Annotated in this window: 17 protein-coding genes; 15 read left to right on the top strand and 2 right to left on the bottom strand. The window is 71.6% G+C overall.

Annotation, left to right across the window (positions count from 1 at the left end; genetic code table 11):
* Window positions 1-158 precede the first annotated feature (158 nt).
* The 5 genes from E2B92_RS33035 to hemC all read left to right on the top strand — a co-directional run bounded on the left by E2B92_RS33035 (window position 159) and on the right by hemC (window position 4,943).
* On the top strand, window positions 159-956 hold the full coding sequence (locus E2B92_RS33035) for a hypothetical protein (RefSeq protein WP_235023949.1): 798 nt from the start codon (window positions 159-161) through the stop codon (window positions 954-956).
* Between the two features lie 11 nt (window positions 957-967).
* On the top strand, window positions 968-1,735 hold the full coding sequence (locus E2B92_RS33030; protein WP_327437500.1) for a PIG-L deacetylase family protein: 768 nt from the start codon (window positions 968-970) through the stop codon (window positions 1,733-1,735).
* A gap of 95 nt (window positions 1,736-1,830) precedes the next feature.
* Complete coding sequence (locus tag E2B92_RS22735; protein WP_235023945.1) at window positions 1,831-2,883, top strand: NUDIX domain-containing protein; 1,053 nt, start codon at window positions 1,831-1,833, stop codon at window positions 2,881-2,883.
* Between the two features lie 266 nt (window positions 2,884-3,149).
* The gene (locus E2B92_RS22730) at window positions 3,150-3,779 is read left to right on the top strand and encodes a M15 family metallopeptidase (RefSeq protein WP_126883749.1); all 630 of its coding nucleotides are present in this window, start codon (window positions 3,150-3,152) and stop codon (window positions 3,777-3,779) included.
* Between the two features lie 204 nt (window positions 3,780-3,983).
* Window positions 3,984-4,943, top strand: coding sequence for a hydroxymethylbilane synthase (hemC, locus tag E2B92_RS22725; RefSeq protein ID WP_126883750.1), 960 nt, complete (start codon window positions 3,984-3,986; stop codon window positions 4,941-4,943).
* A gap of 259 nt (window positions 4,944-5,202) precedes the next feature.
* Here the strand turns inward: hemC and E2B92_RS22720 are convergent, their stop codons facing one another.
* Together E2B92_RS22720 and E2B92_RS22715 are read right to left on the bottom strand one after the other, a co-directional pair.
* Entirely contained in the window at window positions 5,203-5,610 is a 408-nt protein-coding gene (locus tag E2B92_RS22720; protein WP_106517271.1) for an acyl-CoA thioesterase, read from the bottom strand.
* A gap of 93 nt (window positions 5,611-5,703) precedes the next feature.
* Complete coding sequence (locus E2B92_RS22715) at window positions 5,704-7,203, bottom strand: helix-turn-helix transcriptional regulator (protein ID WP_235023928.1); 1,500 nt, start codon at window positions 7,201-7,203, stop codon at window positions 5,704-5,706.
* 1,068 nt (window positions 7,204-8,271) lie between these two features.
* Here E2B92_RS22715 and E2B92_RS22710 point away from each other — a divergent pair.
* From E2B92_RS22710 to E2B92_RS22665, 10 genes are all read left to right on the top strand, one after another.
* Complete coding sequence (locus E2B92_RS22710; RefSeq protein WP_126883751.1) at window positions 8,272-9,159, top strand: helix-turn-helix domain-containing protein; 888 nt, start codon at window positions 8,272-8,274, stop codon at window positions 9,157-9,159.
* A gap of 2 nt (window positions 9,160-9,161) precedes the next feature.
* Entirely contained in the window at window positions 9,162-9,878 is a 717-nt protein-coding gene (locus tag E2B92_RS22705; RefSeq protein ID WP_126883752.1) for a zinc finger domain-containing protein, read from the top strand.
* A gap of 159 nt (window positions 9,879-10,037) precedes the next feature.
* The gene (locus E2B92_RS22700; protein ID WP_126883753.1) at window positions 10,038-10,679 is read left to right on the top strand and encodes a WhiB family transcriptional regulator; all 642 of its coding nucleotides are present in this window, start codon (window positions 10,038-10,040) and stop codon (window positions 10,677-10,679) included.
* The gene (locus tag E2B92_RS22695) at window positions 10,676-12,349 is read left to right on the top strand and encodes a hypothetical protein (RefSeq protein WP_126883754.1); all 1,674 of its coding nucleotides are present in this window, start codon (window positions 10,676-10,678) and stop codon (window positions 12,347-12,349) included. The genes E2B92_RS22700 and E2B92_RS22695 overlap by 4 nt, the downstream gene beginning before the upstream one ends.
* The gene (locus E2B92_RS22690) at window positions 12,346-12,537 is read left to right on the top strand and encodes a hypothetical protein (RefSeq protein ID WP_126883755.1); all 192 of its coding nucleotides are present in this window, start codon (window positions 12,346-12,348) and stop codon (window positions 12,535-12,537) included. The genes E2B92_RS22695 and E2B92_RS22690 overlap by 4 nt, the downstream gene beginning before the upstream one ends.
* A gap of 88 nt (window positions 12,538-12,625) precedes the next feature.
* Window positions 12,626-12,862: a hypothetical protein gene (locus tag E2B92_RS22685; RefSeq protein WP_126883756.1), complete on the top strand. Its 237-nt coding sequence runs from the start codon at window positions 12,626-12,628 to the stop codon at window positions 12,860-12,862.
* Entirely contained in the window at window positions 12,859-13,476 is a 618-nt protein-coding gene (locus E2B92_RS33485) for a hypothetical protein (RefSeq protein ID WP_235023927.1), read from the top strand. The genes E2B92_RS22685 and E2B92_RS33485 overlap by 4 nt, the downstream gene beginning before the upstream one ends.
* Complete coding sequence (locus E2B92_RS22675; RefSeq protein ID WP_126883757.1) at window positions 13,473-15,215, top strand: relaxase/mobilization nuclease domain-containing protein; 1,743 nt, start codon at window positions 13,473-13,475, stop codon at window positions 15,213-15,215. Before E2B92_RS33485 ends, E2B92_RS22675 begins: the two co-directional genes overlap by 4 nt.
* A 75-nt stretch (window positions 15,216-15,290) precedes the next feature.
* The gene (locus E2B92_RS22670; protein WP_235023926.1) at window positions 15,291-15,767 is read left to right on the top strand and encodes a hypothetical protein; all 477 of its coding nucleotides are present in this window, start codon (window positions 15,291-15,293) and stop codon (window positions 15,765-15,767) included.
* 76 nt (window positions 15,768-15,843) lie between these two features.
* Window positions 15,844-16,530, top strand: a complete 687-nt coding sequence (locus E2B92_RS22665; RefSeq protein WP_126883758.1) for a hypothetical protein — start codon at window positions 15,844-15,846, stop codon at window positions 16,528-16,530.
* Window positions 16,531-16,689: the final 159 nt, after the last annotated feature.

Raw genomic sequence — 16,689 nt, 5'->3', positions numbered from 1 at the left:
ATCCCGGCCTCAGGCGGGGGCGACCGGCACCCCTGCGCGCCCCGTCCTCGTCGAGCGCGCGGAGCGTGGTCGTGAACACGGCGGCGGCCAGCCACTCAGCCGGTTCCCCGTCCACGGCGGTGTTCGTGCCGCCGCGCGACCGCGATGATCACGTCCGGATGCGTCGCGCCCACGCGGCCGCGGCCCGCGCGCTCAAGGTGACGGCCACCGGCCCGGACGTGTGGGGCTGGCAAGGCCGCACCCTGGGCCGTAAGGCCGGCCGGTGGTGGCTTCGCCTGGTGTGCGCGCCGCAGGACAAGCGCAACCTCCGCCTATGGGAGGGAACGGCCACGGCCCACCAGGCGCTGCCCACTGCCGTGCCAAGGCCGCGGCTCCATGACGTGCTCGAATGGGCCGCCCACGGCCACGCCTACCGCGCGGAGCTGTCCGAGTACGTGCCGCTGCCCGCCCTCCAGACCGGCGGCCCGGTGCTCACCGCGGACCTCGATCTGCCGTCCTCGTGGTGGGCCGACCTCCGCCTGGCTCTGGAGGCGACGTCGACCGTCGTGACCGCCCGGCAGGCGGTACGGCAGCAGTGGGTCGACAAGAACCTCACCCAGTTCCTGGGCATCTCCGCGCTCCAGGTCAGCGCCTGGACCACTGGACACGCCGATCTTCACTGGGCGAACCTCGCCGGCCCGCCGCTGGTCCTGCTCGACTGGGAAGGTTGGGGCCGGGTTCCCGTCGGTTTCGACGTCGGGCTCCTGCACGCCTACAGCCTCACCCGGCCGGCCACCGCCGCCAGGATCCGCCGCGAGTTCGCCCACGTCCTGGACACGCCCGCCGGCCGGACGGGGGAACTTGTCGCGCTCGCCCAGCTCCTCCAGGTCGCCGGTCGGGGCGGCCACCCGGACCTCGCTCCCCACCTCGTCCGCCACGCCGAGTGCCTCACTGGCACCCCCGTCCCCGTACCGTGACCGCCCCGGAGATCCCCGTGCTGCCCAGCCTGCTTGCCGTCTTCGCCCACCCAGACGACGAGTCCCTCCTCGCCGGGGGCGTCCTCGCCCAGCATCACGCCGCCGGGGCCCGCACGGCGGTCGTCACCGCCACCTGGGCCCCCGACAGCCGCAGGGCTCCGGAACTCGCCGACGCCCTGGCCGTTCTGGGCGCCGGCACCCCCCGCCTGCTCGGCTACAACGACGCCCGCGACCCCGAGGCCGCCCCCGGTCGGCCACGCCTCGTCGACGCTCCCCTCGACGAAGCAGTCGGCCGCCTCGTCGCCCACATCCGGGATTTCCGGCCCGACATCGTCATCGGACACGACGCCCTCGGCCAGCTCACCGGCCACCCCGACCACGTACGCGCCCACCAGATCACCCTGCTCGCCGTCGAAGCCGCCGGCCTTGCCCACATGCATCCCGACGCGGGCCCGCCTTGGCAGCCGGCCGCGCTGTACGCCGCCACGCACCCCGAGTCCGGCGTCGGCCTGCTCCGCCCCCTGCTCGAAGGCGCGGGCAAGGCCGTCCTTTCGGTGCCGGACACGTACGTGACCACCAGCGTCGACGTCACCCCCTGGGCCGACATCAAGTGGCGCGCAATCCTCGCGAACCGCGGCGAGGTCGCACGCGAACGGCCCCTGCCCGGCATCCTCGCCCGCCTCCCCGAGGGAGACCGCATCCAGATCATCCAGACCGAGTACTTCACCCGGCTCATCCCCGGCCCGATGAAGGGCGACCCGGCCCAGCTGACCACCTGACAGCCCGCCCGCGCGCCCTTCACCACGAGCGAGCACCCACCGATCGGAGAGAGATGACGACGACTTCCGCACCCGACGAACGTCCCAGCGTGGCGATGAAAGAGGAGGCGTACGGGGCGCTGCGCGCCTCGGCCGCCCTGTGGGCCGGAACCTCCGTGCTGATCACCGACAAGCGCGGGCAGGTCCTGCTCCAGCGCGTGACCTACCGCTCCACCCGTCTGCTGCCCGGCGGCGCCGTCGACAAGGGCGAGTCCCCCGCGCAGGGCGCCGCCCGCGAGCTGGAGGAGGAGCTCGGCGTCACGGCGCCCGTCACCCGCGGGCTGGCCGTCGACTGGGTTTCCCCCGCCGGCCGCAGGACGCCCGCCGCCATGAAGTTCCCCGGCGAACTCCTGCACGTCTTCGACGGCGGCGTCTGGGACGAGGACCAGATCGCGGCGATCCGGCCCGCACCTGGCGAGATCGACGGCATCGAGTTCGTCGAGCCCGCCGAGCTTCCCGCTCTGATGTCTCCGGGCGACGCCCGGCGTGCCCTGTCCGCGCTCCGCGCCCGTATCAGCGGCGCCGGTGCCGCGTTTCTGGAGGACGGGCTCCCGATCACCCCGACCGTCCTTGACAGGGTCGGAGTCCTGCGCACTGCCCGAGCCCACCACCATCTCCTCTTCCATCCCATCCCCGTCCCCAACGGCCTTACAGTCCGCCAGTCCTGGGTCTGGGCCTTCGCCCCAGACGGGCGGGTCCTGGTGCTCCTGGAGCCGGACACTGGCGCCGCCTGTCTGCCCGGCGGCACTCCGGAACCCGCGGACCGCGCAGACCCCGAGAACACGTTGCTCCGTGAAGCTCGCGAGGAGGCCGCCGCCGAGCTGGCCGGCACCCGGTACCTCGGGTACCTGTCCGACCCCGGCGAGCCCTGCGCGCGCGTCCGCTACGCCGCCGCCCTCGCGAGCCTCGGACCGGCCTCCGTCGATCCGGCCACCGGCCGCACCTACACCCGGATCCTGGCCACCCCGGAGCAGGCCCTGCAGTTCTTCGACTGGGGGCCATCCGCAGCCGAGCAACTCCAGGCAGCCCACCACGCCCGCTCCCTTCTCGGCATCCCCAAGGCCGCCCACCAGCCCGTCACCGAACTCGCCGACCCCACCGCCTGGTAGCTCAGCACCGCCCGAAGCGAAACAGCCGAATCGAGGAACCCCATGCCCGACGCCGCGGCCTCGGCCGACCAGCCATCCGCGCACCGGCGCCCGCTCAGGAAGAGACGACCCCACCAGGGCACCGGTCCCGGCCCGAACGGCCGACACCACCGCCCCACACGGCGAGGAGAAACACCCCGCGAGGCGCGCGGGTCCGTACGCAGCCGACGAATCAAGGAGTCCTGGTGAACACGAACCCGCGGGATGCCGCCAGTCCCCTCATCTTGATGAGCGACCCGCGCGTGGCCGCCGTCCCCGTCGCGGACTGCGGCGAGCCGCTCGTCGACGTCCGCAGGAACCTGTTAGTCGACGACCGCAGGGCCGACCCGGCAGGTGCCTTCGCTCAACTCCGTCAGGGAGTTCTCGACCGGCTCCTGTACGCCCAGGCTCTCCTGCCCGCCGACCTGCGCCTGCTCTACGTCGAGGGCTACCGCCCGCCTGACCTGCAACGGCGCTACTTCGAGGAGTACGCGGACGAGCTGCGTACGGCCAACCCTGCTTGGTCGCAAGATCAAGTGCACGAGGCCGCAAGCCGGTACGTGTCTCCACCGGAGATCGCGCCGCACAGCGCCGGCGCCGCCGTCGACCTCACCCTCGTGGACGCCAACGGCACCGAGCTGGACATGGGCACGCGCGTGAACGCGAGCCCCGAGGAAAGCAACGGTGCCTGTTACACGGGCGCGAGCTCAATCAGTCCCCAGGCCCGTACGAACCGAATGACGCTGGTCAACGTGCTCTCCGCCGCCGGGCTCGTGAATTACGCGACCGAGTGGTGGCACTGGAGCCATGGCGACCGGTACTGGGCGCTGATGACGAAGCAACCAGTCGCCCTGTACGGACCGCGCGACCTGCCCTGATCAGGCCGAGCCGTGTGGGCTGGCACACTACCCCGCTACCGCAGACGGGACCGGAGCCGCCGCGCCCCATGCGGTTCGCCGACCTCGCCTTAGACCAGCTCGGGAACAGCCAGACTCGGGGAGCCCGCGCGTCACCTCGCGCCACCGCGTCCCGGCGCAGCCACGCTGGCTCCCCTCAGCCCTTCCGTCTGAAAGTGATCCGCAATGACATCCAGCACGACCACCACCCGGTTTCGGATGGGAACTCGGCCCAGCCCCATGGCCATGGAGCAGACCGGCCGGGTCGAGACGGCCTTCCGAACCCTGTACCCGCACATCGACCTCGAGGTCCTCAGAATCACGTCTCAAGGGGACCAGCACCGAGGTCCGCTGGCCGAGATCGGCGGGAAGGGCGCATTCACCCGCCGGGCCGACGAGCATCTTCTCGACGGCCGGGTCGAAGCCACCATCGCCTGCGCGAAGGACATCCCTGGCCCCCACGACCGGCCCTCCGGGATCACGATCGGAGCGGTCCTGCCCCGCGAGGACGTCCGCGACGTTCTCGTCCTGCCCGCCGGGCGGCCACCCACCACCCTGGACGCACTGCCGCCCGGTACCCGCGTGGGCACGAGCGCACCCCGCCGAGCCGCACTCCTCAAGGCCCTCCACCCGCATCTGGTCCCCGTACCGATCCGCGGGAACGCCGACACCCGGGTAAACGCGCTCGACGCCGGGGCCTTGGGGGCGGATGCGATGATCGCCGCCCTTGCCGGGCTTCGGCGCCTCGGCCTCGCGGACCGCGCCTCGCAGATCCTGGACCCCACGGTATGGCTGCCCGCTGCCGGCGCCGGGATCGTCGTCATCGAGCACCGCGCCGACGATCACACCACCAGCCAGCTCCTCGCCCCGCTCACCCACGGCCCCACCCGCGTCCTCGTGGACGCAGAACGTGCCACCCTCGCCACCCTGCGGGGCGGCTGCCTCACCGCCGCCTCCGTTCACGCCACCCTCGACGAGGAAGCCGAGTGCGTCACCGTGCACGCCGTCGTCCTCGACCCAGTCGGCGGTGCGCCCCTTCGCACCGTCACGTGCGGCCCTGCCTCCGACCCCACCGCTGTCGGACGCCGGGCGGGAGAGCAGCTCCTGGACGCCGGCGCCGCCCGACTCGTGGGAGTACGGCCATGAGCGGCGCGACACGGTCGAGGAGCAGCCAGGCCGCGGGGCGCACGGCGGTGTTTGTTCCGCCGAGCGACCGTGACGACCGGGTGCGGATGCGGAGGGCACATGCGGCCGCGGCCCGGAAGTTGGACCTACCCCTCGGTGGCTCCAGCCGGTCATCAGCGAGCCGCACCTGGCCCGGGGACGGCGGAGCGGCGCCCCGCTGTGCAGGGCGAGGCACCGCGCGTACGGGCCGACGGCGACCCGCTGATCAGAGGACCTGGGGTCAGGATTCCGTGTAACGAGCGAGAAACTCCAGCTCGGCTTCGGAGATGCGCCGCGGTCGGCCGGTGTCCAGGTCGTACGCGGCCATCTTCGTCACGGCTTCCGCGTACGTGCGCTCGGCGTCCCGGATGGCGTATCCGAGTTCGAGCCGAGCCCCACGGCAGCTGATGACCCAGACCTGCACGTCGACCGGCTCCTCGCGGTACGTCAGCGGGGCGCGGTAGTCGACGACAGACTGGCTGACCACGAAGGCTCGCTGGCGCCGTCCGGCTTCGTCCGCCGGCAGCATGTCCTGGAACATGCGCGTACGCGCCTCCTCCAGGTAGGTGAGGAACAGCGAGTTGTTGACGTGCCCGTAAGAGTCCGCGTCCGCCCAACGCAGCGGCAGCGGATAGGTGTAGGTGTTCACGAAGAGGTCTTTCTGTGCGAAGGGCTAGGTGCGACAGCGACTGCACCAGCTGGGCGCTTGCGCGCCATTCGGTTACACGGCGGGCCTCGTGGCCTAGGATTCTTGGCCAGCGCCCTGGGCGCCGAGCTCGCCGGTGCCACTCTCCTGGATCGACTGCAGGACGTCGCGGAGCACGCGCTGCTCGGTGTCACGCTCGTGGAGAAGCTCCCCGATGCGGGCGGTTGCCGCCGCGCTGTCGGCCGGCAGTGCGGCGCGGACCAGCTGACGCATCTCGGCGAGGCGGGCCCCCTGCAGGACGCCCCTGGGCACGCGGGCGACCACCGTGGCCGGCGAGACGTGAGTGACGGACCAGATCCCGATCGCCTCCTCGACAGCCCACACCACGGTGCGCTGGTCGGGGGCGAGGGTCAGCTGGACATCCCTGCCCAGAACCTGGCTGATAGCCGGCAGCGGTACGCCGTCCGCCCCTGCAAGGGCCGCCGCCTCCTCGGCGGTTGAGACGACTGTCCGGGAGGCGAGTGCCGCCGCTTCCCGGCGCCAGCGGGTGGCGGCATCCTCGGCCGCGCGGTTTTCCGCGTGTCGCCGCGCGATGGCCACATCGTCCTGGTTCGCCGTCGTGGCGGCCCAGGCGTCGCGGGTGCCTCCCAAGGCGTCCCGTTCGTCGTCCCCTCCACCCTCGACCCAGGTGATCACGACGAAGCGGCAGTCGGGCATCGACGCCGGGTAGAGGACATGGCTCACGACCTCGACGGTCTCCCAGTCCAGCGTCGGTATGTTCATCCGGAAGACGTGGCCATCGCGCGTCTCGCCCATGTCGTGCTCGGTCTCCCACACCTGCCGCACGTCGACATCCCTTTTGACGTCGTCGATCAGCCGGCGCAACTCTGCATCATTCGGCCTGGTGGCCTGGGCGAATTTCAAGATCTTTACGTACGCTGACGCGTGCTTGTCCCAGTCCTGGTACTGGGCACGGGCCTCCGGTTCGGTCAGGGCCCAGCGAATCAAGTTCGCACCCGGCTCCATCACCCATGGCCACCACTCGGCCATCGCAGTGTTGAAACCCAAGATGTTCCAGTGCTGGTCACACAGGTACGCGGGGCTGGGCATCTGCCGGTCGATGAGCAGGCGCAGCGCCTGCTGCAGCTCGGGCTGCCCGGAACCGCTCGGCGGCACCAGGGCGGAACCGATGTTGTAGAGCACCAGCGCATGACGCTCGTCACGGTCCAGGTTGAGCAGCGTCGCCAGGGACTCAACCTGCTCCCGGGTCAGCCTGGGCGGGATCGCGCCACGCTCGATCTTGCGGTACGTCCGCTCGCCCATGTCCAGGGCCTTGGCCGCCAGCGTCTGGTTGACCCGTGCGTTCTTGCGCCATCTCCGCAGCAGTGCGCCGAACCCCATGAACTGGCCGGCCACTGGCTGCTCGACATCGTCCCCCGAGGTCACTTCGCCCCCCGAGCCGGCGACCTGACCCGGGACCTCCTTGTCCGCAGCCTCGTCGCTGCCGGGGCCTTGTTCATTTGTGACCACGAAAAACCTGCCTTTACGCCTCTGCGGAGACTCCCATTTCCGGGCGCGCAAAAGGGTCCAGTGCATGCACCGAACCCCCGCCCCACCATCTCCCGACAGGAACCATACGCAACATTTAAGCGATCTTGATTGCATGTGGCATGGGGCACAAAGGGGCACCCCTGCACTGGTTTAACGTCGAACCAGATGGAGGCGACATCGCGTACGTTCGCACCCGAATCGGACGTCGCTCTTGATCAACAAACGGGCCGCCAGGAAAACCGGCAAAAGGTTGCCGATTTTCGTCGGACCGCCTCGCGTTCGGTCTAGACCACATTATCTAATGCCTTATCAGATCCACCCCTAAACGCCACTCCCCTTATGCGGCAAGCGACTTACGGGCACGTAGGCCGGAGACCAGGCACCAGCCACCGCGACGACGTTTGCGACCAAAGCGGACAAAAGAGCGCCGTTGACTGCCCTGATGACGCTTGGCTTAAATCGCTCTGGCCAGCAGGTTCAACAAGGCGTTGTGCAAGAGACACGTGGGGGCACCGTGACGCTCACCTCCGAGACCCGGAGCGAGCAGTCGGCTGCCCGGCCTCGCCCGCCGCCTCCATCCATGGCGTCTGTCGAGCGCTCCGAGGGATCGCGGCAACGATTCTCCGGCAGCCTTGGCGACACGTGCGAGCGACAACCTGGCGTCTCGCCTCGTCACGCTCTGCGACTAGTACAGAGATTAAGAACCAACTCTCGATCTTGTCGCAGGCCCGTGCGTATGTTCGTCGTCCCCCGGGCAGCCCTGCCCGGCGCGGCGAATGCGAGGAGCGAGCGGCACACGGACCGGCCATATAGGTCCGTAAACAGCGGCGGCGTCCGAGAGCGAACTCCCGGACGCCGAACGCCTGACGGCATAACCGCCCCGGCAAGGGCGGCGATTGCCCACCATCACCACGCTGATCCCATTCCACCGGGCGCGTCAGCGTGGCAACACTGCAAAGGGGATTCTTGCATGCCTCCTGCCCTGCGCAAAAGGCCCTTCCGCCTGGCCTGCGCGGCAGCCACCTCCGGACCGGCGCCTTCCTGCCCCGAGCCGGAGCACACCGCCCCGGCTTCGGTAAGCCAACGGCCCCGCCTCGCGCGCGGGAGCGGCCGATGAGCAGCGAAGCCCGTGAGTGGGTGTGGGAGCACAGCTCCAGCCGGGGAACTGCACGCCTGGTCCTGCTGTCGATCGCCGACCGGGTGGCCGACGAACAGTGCGTCTCCTGGGCGTCGCTGTCCAGCCTGGCCAAGCGCACCCGCGCCTCCGTCTCCACGGTGCGCGAAGCCCTCGGTCGGCTGGTCGACGACGGTGAGCTGGAGCAGCTGGACGACCTCACCGGCCCCCAGCGCAGCACGGTCTACCGCCTGACCCTCGCCGCGAAGGCCCTGGCACGAGCCATGGGAGAGCAGGAGGACGCCGACCAGGCGTCGGCGGACGGTCCGGAGGCGAGCCCGACACTCCGGCTCTCGGCCCTGCGGCGGTACGGAATCCGCCCGCGTGAGGTACCGGAATCCCGCGAGACGGTCCGGAAACCGGCAGTAGCGGAAACCGGCAGGTCCCGACGGAAACCGGCACCTCGGCATACCGGAAACCGGCACAGCGATGTACCGGAAACCGGCACACAGAACCGTAGTGAACCGGATTTGAACCGTAGGTACAGCAGTGGTGCCGCCGTCCTCTCGGCTACCGAGTGGCAGGTCGACCCAGCCACCCACGCCTGGGCCCGCCAGCAGGGACACCTCGATCGCCTCGGCGAGCAGGGTCTGCATGCAGCCGATGCGAAGTGGCGCGCCCACCGTGCCGCCTTCGAGCCGCGGACAGCGGGGGCCTGGGCTGCCGACTGGCGCTCCTGGATCGCCCGAGAGCACGCCCCCAGCCGCCCGAGCCTCTACGCCGTGCCCGGCGGAGGTTCCGGTGCACCGGGCGGCATGACGCGGGCCGAGGCCCACACCGCCGCCCTTCTCGCCGCCCTCGACGAGCCGACCGGAACGGAGGGCTGACCATGGATCGCCGCGAAATCGCAGCCCTGCTGGCCTACATCGGCCGGCTCGACCCCCGAACCATCCGCACCGACCAGGGCGAGGCCCGCGACCAGCTCGCCCAGTGGCACGAGCTGCTCGGCGACGTGCCGATGGCCACGCCGCACGGCTGGGATGCCCGTGTCGCCGCCCGGCAGCACATCCGCACCTCGCCGTACCAAATCCTGCCCGCGGACGTGGCTCGTCCCTGGGAGAGCTACCGGCGCGACCGCCTGGCCCGGCACTCCGACCCCACGCCGTCCGTCGACCCGGACGACCAGGCCGCCTGGACGGCCGAACTGGCCGGGGCTCGCCGCGCCGTCGCCGCCGGCCTCGCGCAGCCCGCGCAGGCCCGGGCGATCACCAGCGGTCGCGACGGGGTCGACCCGAAGCTGGAGGCCCGGCTGCGGGCGATCGGCTCCTGCATACCGCCCGCCGCCCGAGCTGCCCTCGCGCCCTACCGGCCCGCCCGTGCCGCGCGTGAGGCGGCCGTCGCGCAGGGCCAGCCCGACGCCCTGAGCGTTCGCTGCGAGTGGTGCCTGGCCCAGCCCGGTGAGCCGTGCCGCCGCCGAAGGATTGGCCCCGACGGCGGGGCACGCGGGACCGCCCCGCGCGCCACCCCGCACCCCGGCCGCCTCGACCTCGCCGCCGCACAGCAGGCCCAGCAGGCCGAGCAGGTCCGGCAGCCCGCGATGGCCTGACCGGCACGCAAGGCCAGTGCACCCGTCTGGGGCACCGCCGAAACACCATCGTCCCGCCTCGGCTGCGGCGCACCTCCCTGCGCCGCAGCCGGTACCCGACGCCGCGTCCGCCCAGCGCCGGCCCCGACCGGCCGACGCGGCAGCACATCGGAGACACCCTTGCGCCACATCACCACCCACCACGCGCCGGCCACCGGCCTGCGCGGCATCGGAGACACGAGCTGGCAGAACCGAGGAGCGTGCCACGGCATGGACCCCGAGGACGCCGACGCCGTGTTCTTCCCGCTCCCCCGGGACCACGAGGCCATCGCCGAGGCGAAGGAGCTGTGCGGCTGGTGCCCGGTGCGCCGCGACTGCCTCAACTACGCCCTGGAGAACGTCCTCAAGGAGGGCATCTGGGGCGGGCTCACCGAGGCGGAGCGGCGCCCCTGGCACGACGGACTACCCCAGCGCCTCGACTACAGCCGCGTGACCGCGTTCTTCAACGGTCGCGACGTGCACCTGACCGAAGCGGAGCGCCAGGTCGTCATCGACCACGCCTACGTCCGGGGCTGGCGCCCCGACCGGCTCGCCGCCGCGCTGCAGATCAGCCACAAGCACGCCCGTGACCTGCTGCGGCAGGCCGCCAACAAGATCCTCGACCGCGACCGCACCTACGGCGTGCCCCGGCCGAAGAAGAAGCGGAAGAAGACCGCCCCGACCACTGTCGGTACCGCATCCACCCAGCCCGGCACACGGCAGCCGGTGACCCGTCCGGTGGCGTCGGCCTCGGCGCACGCCCCTCTCGGAAAGGCCGCATGACCCATCCCGTCCTGTCCCTCGGTGCCGCTCCGGACCCGTCTCTCCTCCTCGCGATCGGCGTGCCCGCCGCCCTTGTCCTGATGCTGACTGCTTGGGCGATGCGGCGGCGGGACACGCGCCCGCAGAAGCGTCTCGGCAGTCCGGCGGTCAAGGTCGCCGCGTTCGCCGCGCTCGGCTGTACCGCCTACAGCGCGGACACGAGCTGGCGCTTCGCCGCCGACTACCTCAACATGGCCGGCACCGCCGAACGCGCCGCGATGTTCGCCGCAGCGGAGCTCGCTCTCTTCGCGACCGCGCTGATGGCTCGGCAGAACCTGGTCACACAGGGCGCGCCCGGCCTACCCGGCACGCTGGTCTGGGTGATCACAGGAGTGCAAGTGATCCCCGCCTTCGCTGAGAGCGGCCCCGTCGGCGGCACCGTCCGCGCCTTCGTCGGCCCGATCATGGCGGCGATGCTGTGGCACCTCGCCATGGGTATCGAACTGCGCCTGCGCACGCCGGGCGCCGCGTCCCGCGGGTTGATTGCCACCTTGGGGCGGGAGGCACGCGAACGCCTGCTGTCCCGCCTGGGCATCGCCGCCCGGGACCGCGACGCCTCGCAGATCACCCGTGACCGGGCCACCACCCGTGCGGTCGCCCTCGCCGCCCTCCTCGCGGAGCGCACGCCCGAGCAGCAGCGGAGCTGGCGCGGCCGACGCCTCACCCGGCGGCTGTCGAAGGCCCTCGGCAGGGCATCGGTCGGCACCGACGCCCTCCAGCGCGCGCAGCTGCTCGACCAGCTCGCCGCCCGCCGGCACGCCCTCGCGCTCGCCACGGTCCCGCTCCCCTCCCCCTGGTCCGCGCCACGTGGCAGTGCCACGGTTGCGACGGTCCCCTCGCCGGGGATGCCGAGCACGGCGGTCCTCGCGGCCGGTCCCCACGGTCACGCCGAACTGATCGGGGACCGGGGACCGCGTGAGGAGGGGGGACCGGTCCCCGTAGCCAGGGAACATGACGCGGGGACCGAGAGCGGCGACGCGGGGACCGAGCCCGTTGAGGACCGGGGACCGACCCACACCGACACCGACTCCGAACCCGCCAAGACGGAGCCCACCGAACAGGACGGTGACGCGGGGACCGGCTGCCCACCGGTCGAAGTGCCTGGTCACGCCCAGGTTTGCGACCGGGGACCGAACGGCGCCGAGTCGAGGACCGACCCGACCGGGGACCGGGGACCGACCGACACCGACACGGGGACCGACCCGACCGGGGACCGGGGACCGACCGACACCGACACGGGGACCGACCCGACCGGGGACCGGGGACCGACCGACACCGACACGGGGACCGAGCCTGCTGGGGACCGGGGACACAAGGTCCCCCTTCGCCGGAAGCCGACCACGAAGGCCAAGGTCAAGGTCAAGGGGAACCGGAGTGGCCGGTCCCGAAGCCCGCAAAGCCAGCGTCCGCCACGTGAGCCGGAGCAGTCCGTGGACCAGCTCGTCCAGCAGGTCCGCCCCCACGTCCCCGCACTACTCGCACGGGACGGCAACGGGGCCGTCACCCGGGTCCAGCTACGGGAGATCCTCCGACGCGAGGGCCTCAAGGGCGGCCGGAACGACCGGCTGAGCCTCGTCCTCCAGCAGCTGCGGAGCGACGACACCATAAATACAAGGAGCACCGCCCGATGAAGACCTGCCACCAGTTCAACACCGTCCGCGCGGAGTACCAGCGGGAGATCGGCTACATGATCGCCCACTCCAAGCGGCACGAGGGCAGGCCGGCGGCCAAGTCCAGCGCGAAGCAGGCTGCATCGGCGAAGCAGCGGATGGCCCGGGCGCTCAACAGCCACGTCGCGCGCTGCCCCGAGTGCGGCTGAGCCGACAAAACCCCAGCTCAACGCCCCTACTCGCAGATAGGTGGTCCGGCTCCCCGCCGGACCACCGCCCCGCTCCAGGAAACACACCGTGATACCGCGCTCCGTTCGCACATCCGAGCCCACGATCGCCGAGGCCGGCGCCTGGGCGGACGTCCTGGTCCGCCGACGCCTCCTGTACGCCGCGGTCCTGGCCCCGACCGGCCAATGGCTCGTCCAGTTCCAGCCCGACGGACCCGTCCGCGTCCTCACCGGGCCGGCCGACATCGTCGAACTGGCCGCAACCATCCAGCACCGCATCCGCTCCACGAGGCCCGACTCCCGATGACGCACCCGATCCAGAACGGCAACACCCCGGCACCTGCGAGCGACTCCAACACGGTCTCGCGGCGAGCAAGTTGGGGCGGAAGTAGTACTTCCGCCGAGTCCACCCCCGAGGGGGCGGAAGAGGACCTGCACCGGGGGGCGCAGGTCCTGGGGGCTTCGACCGAGGGCGGATCGAAGCCGGAGGAGGAGCGCAAGCCGAATCGTCGACCTCGTGAGCGACCTGCCCGTCAGCGTCCACGTCAGCCGCCCGAGAAGAAGCGCCGCCACCTGCGTACGACCCGCTTCAACGATGCCGAGTTCGCCCTGATCGCCTCCGCCGCCGCCCACTGCAACCTGACCGTCGGCGGCTTTCTCGCCCGTGCCGCGCTCGCTGCGGCCCGGGATCTCGACCGAACGAACGCCGAGATCGCCACCGAACGCGATGTTCTGACCGCCCTGTTCGACAGCCGGCGCAAGCTCGGCTGGGCCGGCAGCAATCTCAACCAGGTGACGAAGGCCCTGAATTCCGGTGCCGATATCTCCCCTCAGCTAGAGGCAAGCCTCGCGGCCGTGCGGAGGGCCGCTGACGCAGTGCATGCCGCCGCGACCGCCGTCCTCGAACAGCAGGCAGCATGATCCCGAGCGTCAACGCGCCCGGCGACCGGACCATCGGCCTGCTCGCCTACCTCTACGGCACCGGCAGGCACGAGGAACACGTGGACCCCCACCTCGTGGCCTCCTTCGACGGCATGGCCCCCGACCCCGGCCGCGACCCGAACGCCACGCTGAAGGCCCTCCAGCAGCTCCTGGACCAGCCCGTCCAGGCGCTGCCGACGCACGCCCGACCCGCCAAGCACGTGTGGCACACCTCCGTCCGCACCGCGCCCGGCGACCGGACCCTGTCCGACGAGGAGTGGGCCGAGGTCGCCCGCCGGATCGTCGCCGCTACCGGCATCGACCCCGGCGACGGACAGCCCGGCTGCCGCTGGGCCGCCGTACGGCACGCGGACGACCACATCCACATCGTCGCCACCCTCGTGACCGAGGACGGCCACCGCCCCGACGACTACCGCTCCGGCGCCCGTGCCCAGGCCGAGGCCCGGCTCATCGAGAAGGAACTCGGCCTCCACCAGGTCGCACCCGGCGACGGCACCGCCGCTCAGCGGCCCACCAGCGCCGAACGCCACAAGGCCGAACGCCAGGGCCGCGAGCGCACCGCCCGTGAAGAACTGCGCGAGACGGTACGGCGCGCGGTGGCCGGCGCAACCAGCGACGAGGAGTTCTTCGACCGGCTCGCCCGTGACGGCCTCCTGATCCGTAAGCGCGTCGCGCCCTCCGGGGACCTCCTCGGATACAAGGTCGCCCTGCCCGACGACCGGAACAAGGACGGCGAGCCGGTGTTCTACCCCGGCGCGCGCCTCGCCCCAGACCTCTCACTGCCCCGCATCCGCGAACGCTGGTCCGCCGACACCCAGAACGGCCCGGCTCCCCGGCAGAAGGACGGGGTCCGTACGGGGCCAGGTACTCCGGCCGCGGCCCGCCGCAGGACGGCATCGGCCGCGTGGCAGGCCGTGCTCATCGTCGAGCACGGCGAGGACGCAGTCGCCGCCGCCCACATCGCCGCAGCGGGAGAGGTCCTGGACGCCCTCGCGAAGACGTCCGCCGCCCACACCCGCCACGAACTGCGAGACGCCGCAACGGCCTTCGAACGGGCTTCGCGCTCCCACGTCCGCGCCGTACGCGGGCACGACCGGGCCCTGCGGCAGGCTGCCCGCGACCTCGTCCATGGCGGCCCGGCCCTCGGCCGCGGCGAGGACGGCGCGAGCACCGCGATGGCGATCGACATGCTGTTCTTCCTGATCACCGCCGCCGTGCACTGGCATGCGAAGAAGGGCCATGCCCAGCAGGCCGCCGCAGCCGCACGGGCCGCCGAGCACCTTCGCGCCGCCTACCAGGCCGCCGCCGCCCAACCCCTCGGCGTGCTCTACCAGCGAGGCCGCCGCCTGAACCGGCCCCTGCTCCAGCGGCAGACGGTGGTGCTGCACGAAGCGCTGCCCGGCCTGGCCGAACGGATCCTCGCCGAGCCAGGGTGGTACGCGCTGGCCGCGACCATCGCAGACGCCGAAGCCGCCGGCCACGACCCGGCCACCCTCCTGTCCGACGCGGTCACGCGCCGGGAACTCGACACCGCGGACTCGGTCAGCGACGTGCTCGTGTGGCGGCTGCGGCGGATGGCCGACCTGCCCGGCGACCCATCGGAACTGCCCGCGAACGGCACCACGGGTGGCCCGGCCACGACACGCAGGACAACCTCCCGGCCGTCTGCACCTGGCTCACGGCGCGGCGGGAAGGATGTGGCGGGCAAGACGCGGTGACCCCCAGCCTCTGACCCGCTGGAAGCCGACTGTTGACTCTGTGAATTGAAGCTCCCGGGGGCGTAGGGGACGATCATGACGGAAGCAGGACGAGGCGAGGGAGACATCAGGGTGTTCCACCGGATACGCCGCCGGGTGGCGGACAGCGAGGCGCAGCGCCGATTCTTCGAGCTGTCGGCGCAGCTGCAGGACCAGGTCCCGCCAGTAATCGGCGGGCCGTCGGCCGGGCCGGAGCGCAGCGAGCCGGCTGCCGCGGTGGACGACTTCCTTCCGCCGGAGCTGCGCGTGCCCAGCCACGACCAGCTCGACGGCAGGATGATGCCGTGGGCGCAGCCGCTCGTCCTCGACGGCGAGTTGGTCACCTGCACTGCGTGCGGCGCGTACCGGGACTGGCTCATCCTCTCCACCCACGGCGAGATCTGGCTGCGCTGCCGGGCCGGACATCAGCAGCAGGAGAACCGTCTGGACACCGCCTGGTACAACCGGAGCGCCGGGCCGGCGGACGCGACGCACGCCACGTTCGAGGACTGCCTGCGCCACCTCGGCCACTGACCCCTACCCCTACGACCCCACGGGCCCGAGGCCCGCACTGACCACCCGTCGCCAAGCACCAAGGGGTCAGTTCCGTATGCGCGTTCGCGTCGCCACCACCGCCCTCGGCATCACCGCCGCCCTCCTCGCCGTCCCCGCCTGCTCCACCGGCACGAAGCCCGACACCACCCCCTCCGCCCGGACGGAGAAGCCGGCCGACACCGCCCAAAGGACCGTCACACTCTCGTCGGCCACGCTCGCGTCACGCCTGCTCGACGAGAGCGACCTCGGCAGCGGCTACCTGCGCAAGCCGGAGCGCACCGCCCACCACGACGACGTCACCGTCATCGGCTGCCCGGCCCTGAGCGAACTGGGCGGCGACGCGGCCACCGGCGGTTCACTCACCTTCCCGCGCAAGGCAAAGGCCACCTTCACCTACGCCGGCAGCAGTTCCGAAATCTCCGAGGAGCTGTACAGCGACAGTGCGAACAAGCTGTCCGACGGCATCGGCCAGATCTTCGACGCCATGACCGGCTGCCCCACCTATCAGGTCGTCGCGGGCGGTACCCCGATCGACATCACCTCGCAGAAGCTGACCGCACCCCACGACCGCGGTGACGAGCAGTGGAGCCAGCTCCTGACCTTCTCCGCCGGAGGACGGAACACCGTGGTGAAGCAGGTCGCGATCCGCGACGGCAGTCTGCTGCTGATCGTCTCCGGTTCGCCGGCCCTCGTCGACCGCCACCTCGACAAAGCCCTCGCCAAGGCCACGGCCACGAGCTGACCGAACCAGACACACGGATGCCCCCGCCCCTCTCGGACGCTGTTGGTTAATCCGGGGCCTGCGTGACGACGGCCTGTATGACCCGTTGGGGTTGTGCAGGCCGTCGTCGTGCTTCAGGGGTGGGTTCGTGTCGTTGCATGGGGTGGAGTTGGCGGAGAT

The sequence above is a fragment of the Streptomyces sp. WAC05374 genome (assembly GCF_004353505.1).
Classification (GTDB): Bacteria; Actinomycetota; Actinomycetes; order Streptomycetales; family Streptomycetaceae; genus Streptomyces.
This window is presented reverse-complemented; position numbering and strand designations above follow the sequence as displayed.

Excerpts from the sequence above, each read along its gene's own strand:
- E2B92_RS22670 (WP_235023926.1), top strand. The coding sequence starts at position 15,291 with ATGACGGAAGCAGGACGAGGCGAGGGAGACATCAGGGTGTTCCACCGG.
- E2B92_RS33035 (WP_235023949.1), top strand. The coding sequence starts at position 159 with ATGCGTCGCGCCCACGCGGCCGCGGCCCGCGCGCTCAAGGTGACGGCC.
- E2B92_RS22690 (WP_126883755.1), top strand. The coding sequence starts at position 12,346 with ATGAAGACCTGCCACCAGTTCAACACCGTCCGCGCGGAGTACCAGCGG.
- E2B92_RS22705 (WP_126883752.1), top strand. The coding sequence starts at position 9,162 with ATGGATCGCCGCGAAATCGCAGCCCTGCTGGCCTACATCGGCCGGCTC.
- E2B92_RS22735 (WP_235023945.1), top strand. The coding sequence starts at position 1,831 with ATGAAAGAGGAGGCGTACGGGGCGCTGCGCGCCTCGGCCGCCCTGTGG.
- E2B92_RS22730 (WP_126883749.1), top strand. The coding sequence starts at position 3,150 with ATGAGCGACCCGCGCGTGGCCGCCGTCCCCGTCGCGGACTGCGGCGAG.
- E2B92_RS22710 (WP_126883751.1), top strand. The coding sequence starts at position 8,272 with ATGAGCAGCGAAGCCCGTGAGTGGGTGTGGGAGCACAGCTCCAGCCGG.
- hemC (WP_126883750.1), top strand. The coding sequence starts at position 3,984 with ATGACATCCAGCACGACCACCACCCGGTTTCGGATGGGAACTCGGCCC.
- E2B92_RS22695 (WP_126883754.1), top strand. The coding sequence starts at position 10,676 with ATGACCCATCCCGTCCTGTCCCTCGGTGCCGCTCCGGACCCGTCTCTC.
- E2B92_RS33485 (WP_235023927.1), top strand. The coding sequence starts at position 12,859 with ATGACGCACCCGATCCAGAACGGCAACACCCCGGCACCTGCGAGCGAC.
- E2B92_RS22675 (WP_126883757.1), top strand. The coding sequence starts at position 13,473 with ATGATCCCGAGCGTCAACGCGCCCGGCGACCGGACCATCGGCCTGCTC.
- E2B92_RS22715 (WP_235023928.1), bottom strand. The coding sequence starts at position 7,203 with ATGCACTGGACCCTTTTGCGCGCCCGGAAATGGGAGTCTCCGCAGAGG.
- E2B92_RS22665 (WP_126883758.1), top strand. The coding sequence starts at position 15,844 with ATGCGCGTTCGCGTCGCCACCACCGCCCTCGGCATCACCGCCGCCCTC.